The sequence below is a fragment of the Micromonospora sp. CB01531 genome (genome assembly GCF_001905095.1).
GTDB lineage: Bacteria > Actinomycetota > Actinomycetes > Mycobacteriales > Micromonosporaceae > Micromonospora.
The window spans coordinates 1-8328 of sequence record NZ_LWLS01000014.1; the positions used below are offsets into that span (position 1 = coordinate 1).

Here is an 8328-nt window from a genome sequence, read left to right on the forward strand (position 1 = left end):
GCTGCCGGATCCGCCACCGGCCCTCTCGACGGGACGCCGGGTAGCACCAGCCGGCCCAAGTAGTCCAGAATCGTGACCACGGCCACCGCCTTGATCTTCATGTTCTGCCAGGAACCGGAAGATCATCAGGCGGTGGCCGTCCCACGTCGAACGCGACACGCCGACATCCACACAGGAGCAAACCCAGCCACCGACGGCTGAGGTTAAACGGAAAGCTGAGGCCGTGTCCCATATCGCGTTCCACCCGACGCCCGCGGCTCTTGCGACGCTTCGGGTACTGCTGGAAGCGGGGGCGGCCCCAGGTCCGAGCGAGGAGGCACCTCTCATCACCGCGGTGATGCAACCTGTCGCACCGGCAGTGCTGCGCCTGCTCCTCGTCTATGGCGCGGACGCCAACCAACAGCGTTCCGACGCGAATCCGGCGATCGTCGTGGCCGCCCGACGCGGCGATCACGCCGCAGTAGACGTGCTCCTGCAGTGCGGCGCCGACGTGGACGCCCGCGACGCGTGGGGGCGAACGGCGTTGATGCACGCGGTCGAACGCAACGAACAGTCGGTCATCGCGGCCCTCCTACTGGCCGGCGCTGCCATCGACGCCGTCAGCGCCGACGGCATGACCGCGCTGCAACTGGCCCAGGGCTGGCAGCGCCAGAACGTCCAGTTCATGCTGGGGGAGCGCCACGTCGGCCTGGACGACGTGCCGATCACTCGTACGGTCGTCCGGGCCGTCCCGACGGCGGTCCGGCTCGCCGGCGACCCGCAGATGCTGCACCTGCTGGCGAGCGTCATCGACATCGCCCTCGACGACCTCGGCGACGACGATTGGAACACTCGGACGGGCACGCACGCCGACACGGCACGGACCATGGCCGTGCGGCTGCGCAACGAGATCATCCCAGCGGCCAACGCATCCTGGCATCAACTGGACGCCACCGCAGACGAACTCGCCGCCGCACGCTCGGCCCTGGTGGAACTCGCCTACGGCACCACCCACATCATGCCGACCGGCACCAGCAGGCTGAAACTCATCGACGTGCTTGAAGAGCTCAACCGACAGCTCGGCCGCTAAGAGAGCATCTCGGGCCTGTATGGATAACTGGGCCAGCTTCCCCTTACCACCGTGAAGTCGATGTCCTAGGATGCTCTAGGGGGTGTGTGTCAGCAGCTCGGCCTGCGGCAGGTGAGCATTCGAGGGGACAGCGGCCATGAGCTGACACATCGGCGGGTACCCGCTCGCTGTGGCTGCGGAGGTGAGCCGGGATCGTGCCGCGGCCGATATCTCGTGTCGGGTTTCCTCCCATGTGGCCGCGGCCACGGCCGGGAGGACCTGTGCCGTGGTGCCGCAGGTTGACGCCGGAGATCCGGTCGACTGGGGCATCCGGTAGCGCCAAAGCATGCCCCGATCCGGGGGACCTCGGCGGCCGGATACAGGACGCCGGAGGTGCCGATCGTCAGGAGCACGTCGCACGCGGCGGTGGCTTCGACCGTCGCGGTCAACGCCGTCCAGGGGAGCGTCTCACCGAACTAACAACACCCGGGCGGACCGCTGCCGCACTGCTCTGATGACGACGCGATCATTCCCGGATACTGGACGGGTAGGAACCGCCGTTCCTGCGATCGCCGCTGGTCGACGGGGATCAGCTTGTCGTAGCCGACGTGACCGGTGATCTCACCGGCCAGAGCCGGCTCCAAAACTCGCTTCGTGAGCTGCCGCACTAGACGTCTGAGGTGTTCGTAGGGCGACGGACAGAGATCGGGCATCGGTTCCCTGAGCCGGGTGATCAGCGGTAGCACCGCCAGGCGTATGGATCGCCAGAATCCGATGTTCGTGCGTAGGCGTCCGAACCGTACGTGTCGCGGCAGGCGACGTTCATGTCGACGGTGGACGCAGAGAGAAGCCTCGTGCATTGCCAACTGCCGTCGTTGCGGGGCTCCGCGGAGCCCCCGGCGGCGTGCCGATCGCAGTATCCCTGGGCCATGTTCGCCACCCCGCCGTTGCTCGATGGCCCGAGCAGGAGCGGACTCGCGCTTCGGGTTTGCGTCGGCGTGGCTACGGCGCGTGTCGAGGGCGGCGCGGCGGGGCGGGTGACCGACGGTGCGGTGCTAGGCGATCGGGTGACCTTCGGTGTGGCCTTGGGCGTGGCGGAGGAGCTGCGCGGGGTCGCGGAAGTCGGCGTCGCCGTCGGCATCTCCGGGACGGCAATCGGCTCCTCAGACGCGTCCGGTGGGATGGTGGCTGTCACCAGCGGCAGCGCGCCTTCCGGCGGCCGGTCCGACCCCCAGGTAAACGCCATGGCGCAGACCAGCGCGCCCACCGCGAGTCCGCCGACCGCGATAAGCCAGCGTCGCCGGCTGGCCGGCCGTGGGCGGGCATCAAGCTCCAGGTTGTGCAGCACTTGGGTCGGAGCGTCTTCGATCGCCTCGGGGTACTGCGGGGCGGACCCGCCGCCGTAGCGGTACTCGTTGAGGCCGGCGTAATCGTCGTGCGGGTAAGGCTCCTCGTGGGCGTAGCCCCCCTCCGGTACGACGTAGGTCTCCTGCAGCCCGGAATGCGTGTCCTCGCGCACCGGACTGGGATCGTTCGGTCCGTACGGCGCCTGGGCACGCCGTTCCTCCCAGGAGGTTTGCTCGTGCTCGTCGCCCCGGTAGGTCTGGTCGGGCTCGGAGCCCGCCGGTGCGGGGTCGGCCACCGGGTCGGACCCCCGGTACGCGTACTCGTGCTGCCCGTAGGCCCCGTCGTGCTGCTCGTATCCCTCGGACTGCTGGTCTGCCCGGTGTCTTGCGTGCGGCGCTTCGTGCTCCGGGTTCGTGTCCTCGGGCTGGTACGACTCCTCGTGCGGGTCCGGCACGTCCTGGCGCCACTGCGGCGCGGCGGCCTCCTGCCATTCGTCGTAGGTGTCGGAGTCGCTTGCTGCCGGCCGCGACAGGTGAGCGATCCAGCTGTCAATTTCATTTGGGTCGTCGTCTTGGGCAGCCCCATCGGCGGGGCGAGCGGTCGATCTCTCGGCCACGGTCGCCGGCCTCCTCTGAACGCACAGGTGCGGACAGCTAGCTGACCTTACTCACCATCAGCCAAAAGTCCACCCAGCTCATCCGGCGAACAGACAACAGACCCCGCTGTCGGGCCGCGCCTCACTGGATCAAGTTGCCAGGTCCGAGTGACCGTCGAGTCGGACCGCACGCTGCCATGAGCTGGCCGACATTCATGCGCGCCTTGCACTGCTCGAGGAGCAGATCCGACGCCATCAGCAGCGCGGATAGACAACTGTCTGCTCGACCCAAGCTTGCCCGGGTGCCCGGTGCCGACGGCTGCTCATCGTGCGGAAGGCCCCGTTCTTGGGGGCCTTCCTGTGCGCCATACGGGAACCCGGGGGTCGAGGGCACCCGCTCCGGATGGTGGCCGCGCACCCCGACCTCTCAACCGGTCACCGGCGCATCCGGGGAACATACTAGGCAGGACCCGCCGCACCTGCAGAGCAGGCACACGTTTGAGGCAAGCCGCGGCCAGGCCATGAAGCCACCCCACCCGACGTCCCAACGCATGCGGTGGTCATCCACCCCCCTGTACGGTGCCCACGTGAGCTGGCGTGGCCACGTCGAGGCCGGTGGGGGCGATCCGGACGAGGTCTGGGGCGCGGTGACTCTACTGTCGGAATCGATCAGTGAGGTCGCGGTGACGCGGCTGCGGCACGCCGTCGCCGCGGCCGCCAGCGCGGCCGGTCTCGCTGGTGACCCGTTGGAGGACTTCGTCTTGGCCGTGCACGAGCTGGTCACCAATGTCGTGCGCCACGGTGGCGGCGGCGGACGGCTCCGCCTGCTGCGCGACGCCGCATCCCTGTCGTGCGAGGTCACCGACCACGGTCCCGGAACAGAGGATGTTCCGATCGCGCTGCCGCGCCCCGGAACCCCGGGCCACCGGGGGCTGTGGCTGGCCCAGCAGCTCACCGACAGCCTGGTTATCGACAGCGGTCCGGACGGGACGACAGCCACCGTCACCGCCCGCCTGTCCGGCGTACAGTCGAGCAGGAACCGGTGAGGTGCGGCGTGGAGCAAATGTGGCAGTCGGAGACGACGGTGCGCGACGGGACCGCCGTCGTGACGCTGTTCGGCGAACTCGACATCGCCGCAGCCAGCCCGCTGGGGGACGTCCTGCAGGCGGCGATCGTCCGCGCGCCCTGCGTCCAGGTCGACCTGGCGCGGGTCAGTTTCATCGACTCCACCGTGCTGAACGCGTTCGTCAACGCCCACGGCCGTGCCGCCGACAGGGGCGTCAGCCTCGCCCTGGTCAATCCCACCGGCCATGTCCGGCGGGTGCTGGCGATGACCGGGATCCTGCCAACGCTCAGCACGCCCGACTCCGGCGACTAGCTGGTGGCGCTGACCGCCGGGGCCGGCGAATCGCCTCCGCGCAGCCCTGCAGCAACTCGCACCGTGTCCCCGCATGGAGCGCTTGTTGCGCAAGCTGGGCGGTGTCTTGGACCCGGACGGCGCAGCCGCCGCACCGGTGAGCTGGCCTTCTACCGCTGCTGGGCACCCGAGGTCGTCACGCTCGGCGCCCTCGTCGCGGTCGCCGGCCGGCGTTGGAAGATCCGCTGAACGTCAACGAGCTACGCCACCTGTTCCACGTTCTGATCACCGAACCCGCCCGCCGCCGCTGCGACCCACTGCTGTGGTCAATACGCCGACGCCGCCACCAAGCCAGAGCCAAAACCAGCCACTACGCCCGACAAGCCCTCATCTTGCCGTGATCACGATCCTCGGCTGGAGTACTATGCCGCGGAGGACATTCAGGCGGTGCTCGGTGGGTAAGTCGCTCGGTCCGACCACTACCGGCACGACCCGCCGCCCGCCGCCTGCGCGCGGCGTGCCCAGACCGCCTGCGGGCGCGTGCGCCGTTGTCCCTGGGGCAGCAGTCGGCGCGTGGCCGACGCCGCACGGCGACCTGCGCAGCGCGCCGCCGGAGGTGATCGCCGAAGTGGCGGTGCGGCGTGGCCGCGGCTGGTCCTTGGGCGTCGACTACATCCCAAAGGCGATTGCCATCGCCCGGCGGCGCGACTGGCTGAATTCCGTTGATTGGCGGATAGCTGGTGTCGCCAACCCCGATTTGCTCGACCCGGATGACGGCTCGCCCGGACGTATGACGCTCGTCGTCGACAACGGATGCCTGCATGGGATTGGGCCCAGCAGGGCAGCGGATGGGTCACGACCCGTGCAGATCCTGGCTGCGCCAGTCGCCACCGTGCTGATCCGGGCGGCACCGCGTCGGGCACACATTTTAGGGCCTCCGCAATGGCCAGTCAGGAGATCGACGCACTGCTCGGCGAACACTGGCGGCCCGAATCATGCGAAACCTCCGGGTGGTATTGCTATGTTCTCCGGTAGGCCGACCACTATTAGCTCACAGGCCGGGATTTTCCAGGATGACTCCGAAACCCCGAAACCAGCTCCATCCAAGTAGGTCAACCTCATGATCAAAACAACTTGATCATGAGGTTGATGTGCTTATGCATTGATTTCCAGGTCTCCCCGACCCACAGCCGTCGTAGGGGAGGAGTTCGGTTCACTGACCTGGGTGAACAACACCGAGGTGCCACCGCCGTGGACGACGTCGACCCGGGACGTAGTCGGCTGAGTACGCGCTGTTCCCGTGGGCGAGGCCACGCAGCATTGCCATATTCAGCCTTTCCCGGGCGACGGCCGCCGGCGTTGGCTGACGAGCCCGTACCGGTCTCGACGTGTCCGTCCGGTTGGTGGTCATGGCGTGCCAGCGGGGCAGTACTGCGCCTCCTTGCCGATCGCCCGGTACACGCAGTCCGCGTACTCTGAGAGGATCAGCATGGCCTCCCTGTTACGGGTGGTCTGCGGGACGATCTGCTCGTCGGGCGGATAGAAGTCACCACCGGTGCAGCACCAGATGGGGTAAAGCTCGAAGGTGTAGGAGAAGACGCCCTGGTCGTAGAACATCCAGTCGTTGAGCGTGCCGTCGGCGATGTAAAGGTCGCTGGCCTGTTCGGCGGTGTAGCCGTTGGTCGCGGCCATCTGGTTGCCGATGGTCTTGAACACATTGTTCTGGTCCACCGACATGTCGGTGCCGGTGTCCGCCTTCTTGTACCCGTACGGCCACAGGATCAGTTCTGAGTACGAGTGGAGATCGACATTGACCTTGATCTGCTGTACCCCGCCGACGCGGCGGCTCAGCACGAAGTCCCGCAGGCGCTGTACCGCGGTGGCGCGGCGTGCGGCTTCTACCGAATCGGCGGTGCGTCGGCCACCTTCACCTCCACCCCCGCCGGCGAGGTGCTGCCCGGGTTCGACGAGTGCGTCGAGGAACCGGGGGACGTCAGCTGGATGACGATCGACAAGACGTCGGCCACGCTGGCGCCGGGCGAGAAGGTCAAGGTCACCGTCGGGATGACGGCGAACGTCGACCAGCCCGGCACCTACACCGCCTCGGTCGCGCTCAAGGACAACACGCCGTACACGGTGCGGTCGGTGGCGGTGACGATGACCGCGACTCCTCCGAAGAGCTGGGGCAAGCTGCTGGGCACGGTCACCGGGACGAGCTGCCAGGGCACCAACTCACCGCAGGCCGGTGCGGTCGTCTAGGTCGAAGCGAAGAAGGCGTCGTGGACGTTCATCACCGATGCCCAAGGTAGGTACGCCTACTGGATGGACAGCAAGAACAGCCCGCTCACGCTGATCATCGCCAACCAAGGCTGGAAGCCCCAGACCAGCGAGGTGAAGCTCAAGGGCGAGAAGGACACGGTGGCGGACTTCGCGCTGTCTCCCCTCCGCTGCGACTAACCTGACCGCTAGATGACACGTCCGGCCCGCCTGGTCACCGACCAGGCGGGCCGGACCAGTCGAGGCTCCGGGGCGGGTGGCATGGTGTGCGACATGACGATCAGAATCGAGGCTCGTTCGATCCGGTGAGCGACGGCACCGAGCGCACGGCGCTCGACCTGCCGATGTTCTTGGCCACGCCATCGCCCTGCATGCCGCTCATCCTTGCAGCCCGCTTCCGAACGGCGGTCAGCCCTATCCGGACGCCGACTATGTCGCGAGCCTCCCCTCGACCGGCGCATCGTACGGCGACCGTAAGCGTCAGAGCACTATGCGACAGCGACCCGCGCCGGCAGGACCGGCTGGCCGGCGGGAGCCAGGAAGCCGCAGGGCAGCTCGGCTTCCAGTGGCCACCGAACCGAACGCAGAACTAAACATGGCTGACCCGCGACCCGAGGCAGCCATGCCATAATCCCGCGACATCGGCACCCAGGGTGCACGTCAACTCAACAGTCAACACAACTGCAGGTCAGCGGCCATTCCGATCATGTAGTTAAAGTTCAATTCGGGCCTCGGACACCAATCTTGGTGGAGTTCCACCGATCTCGAGTCGGGCTCGGCTCCGCACTGGTGCGCGGGCGGCATACCTGCCGTAATCGATGGTCGCGAGCGTCGGCGAGCCGTACCTGGTGCCCGGCGCACGGTGGCGTGTTGCCGGTTGGACCGGCCATGACACCAATTCGCCGCTGCGACCGTGAGCAGCTCATCGGCGCGCTCATTCCGGTCCCGCTTCCTGGCAGACCGCGACCCCGTCCGGCGCCGATGCCCGCACCACGCCAGCCAGGAGACGCCTCACTGGACGAGGTCCTGCTCGGTATGGCTCGCCCGGACCGTTCCGCCGGGTGACCGAACGCGGGCTGCTGGGCGCGCTTGGCTGCTCGCCGGGCCACCGCGTCGACATCCACCCCCACGACGGGATGCTGGTGATCGCGTCAGCGCTGGAGGGGCAGCATGTCGTAGGCAGCCGGGGGGAGCTGCCGCTGCCGGCCAGCGTGCGGCAGATGTGTGGGATCATGCCTGGGCAGCCGCTGCTGCTCGCCGCCCTGGTCGCCCATGACCTGCTGGTGATCCACCCGGCCCGTACCGTCGCGCGGCTGCTGGCTGACCGGCACGCGCAGGTGATCGGAGACCCCCGTGTCGGCTGATCCCGCCCGCATCGCTCCTGCCCGGCAACTGCTGGCCCACCTGGGCGTCACGATCGCTGATCTGCAGGCCGAGCCCGGTCCGAACCTGCCGACGCTCGCTGAGTACCTGCCCGGGTCGTGGCTGCGGCCGGGCCGGGTGGCCGCCGTACGTATGGCACCTACAGCGTGTCTCAATAGTCTGTTGGGTCATGAGACACCGCCCTTCTCGGGCGTCCCTGCCGTCGCGAATGTTCGTGGCGGCAGGGTTCCTCCGTAATCGAGGCTGGTTTCACCGGCGCGTGGGCGCCGGCCAGAGCCGTCCCCTCGAGAGGCGTTGATGACCGGGCCTCGTACTTCGGGG

8 protein-coding genes and 1 pseudogene are annotated in these 8328 nt (G+C 68.0%); 7 read left to right on the forward strand and 2 right to left on the reverse strand.

Features of this window, described 5'->3' with window-relative positions; genetic code table 11:
• Window positions 1-223: 223 nt before the first annotated feature.
• Complete coding sequence (locus A6A27_RS04910; protein WP_338013276.1) at window positions 224-1069, forward strand: ankyrin repeat domain-containing protein; 846 nt, start codon at window positions 224-226, stop codon at window positions 1067-1069.
• Window positions 1070-1781: 712 nt separating this feature from the next.
• Here A6A27_RS04910 and A6A27_RS04915 read toward each other — a convergent pair.
• The gene (locus A6A27_RS04915) at window positions 1782-3011 is read right to left on the reverse strand and encodes a hypothetical protein (protein ID WP_143193887.1); all 1230 of its coding nucleotides are present in this window, start codon (window positions 3009-3011) and stop codon (window positions 1782-1784) included.
• Window positions 3012-3577: 566 nt separating this feature from the next.
• Between A6A27_RS04915 and A6A27_RS04920 the strand changes: the two genes are divergently transcribed.
• The 3 genes and pseudogenes from A6A27_RS04920 to A6A27_RS45680 form a co-directional block, all read left to right on the forward strand.
• A complete protein-coding gene (locus A6A27_RS04920; RefSeq protein ID WP_241825078.1) occupies window positions 3578-4036 on the forward strand; it encodes an ATP-binding protein in 459 nt (152 codons plus the stop codon).
• 17 nt (window positions 4037-4053) lie between these two features.
• A complete protein-coding gene (locus A6A27_RS04925; protein ID WP_073833297.1) occupies window positions 4054-4368 on the forward strand; it encodes an STAS domain-containing protein in 315 nt (104 codons plus the stop codon).
• 117 nt (window positions 4369-4485) lie between these two features.
• Window positions 4486-4748, forward strand: a pseudogene (locus A6A27_RS45680) (IS701 family transposase); the annotation flags it as partial.
• Window positions 4749-5754: 1006 nt separating this feature from the next.
• Here A6A27_RS45680 and A6A27_RS45685 read toward each other — a convergent pair.
• Window positions 5755-6201: a M14 family zinc carboxypeptidase gene (locus A6A27_RS45685; RefSeq protein ID WP_443189944.1), complete on the reverse strand. Its 447-nt coding sequence runs from the start codon at window positions 6199-6201 to the stop codon at window positions 5755-5757.
• Between A6A27_RS45685 and A6A27_RS45690 the strand changes: the two genes are divergently transcribed.
• The 3 genes from A6A27_RS45690 (at window position 6145) to A6A27_RS04940 (ending at window position 7988) form a co-directional block, all read left to right on the forward strand.
• Window positions 6145-6606 (forward strand): hypothetical protein, encoded by a 462-nt coding sequence (locus A6A27_RS45690; RefSeq protein WP_073833299.1) that lies wholly within the window; start codon window positions 6145-6147, stop codon window positions 6604-6606. The two genes, A6A27_RS45685 and A6A27_RS45690, sit on opposite strands and share 57 nt — an antisense overlap.
• A 63-nt stretch (window positions 6607-6669) precedes the next feature.
• Entirely contained in the window at window positions 6670-6804 is a 135-nt protein-coding gene (locus A6A27_RS46770) for a hypothetical protein (protein ID WP_274534523.1), read from the forward strand.
• A gap of 881 nt (window positions 6805-7685) precedes the next feature.
• The gene (locus A6A27_RS04940; RefSeq protein ID WP_073833300.1) at window positions 7686-7988 is read left to right on the forward strand and encodes a hypothetical protein; all 303 of its coding nucleotides are present in this window, start codon (window positions 7686-7688) and stop codon (window positions 7986-7988) included.
• The last annotated feature ends 340 nt before the right edge of the window (window positions 7989-8328 follow it).

Excerpts from the sequence above, each read along its gene's own strand:
- A6A27_RS46770 (WP_274534523.1), top strand. The coding sequence starts at position 6,670 with ATGGACAGCAAGAACAGCCCGCTCACGCTGATCATCGCCAACCAAGGC.
- A6A27_RS04925 (WP_073833297.1), top strand. The coding sequence starts at position 4,054 with ATGTGGCAGTCGGAGACGACGGTGCGCGACGGGACCGCCGTCGTGACG.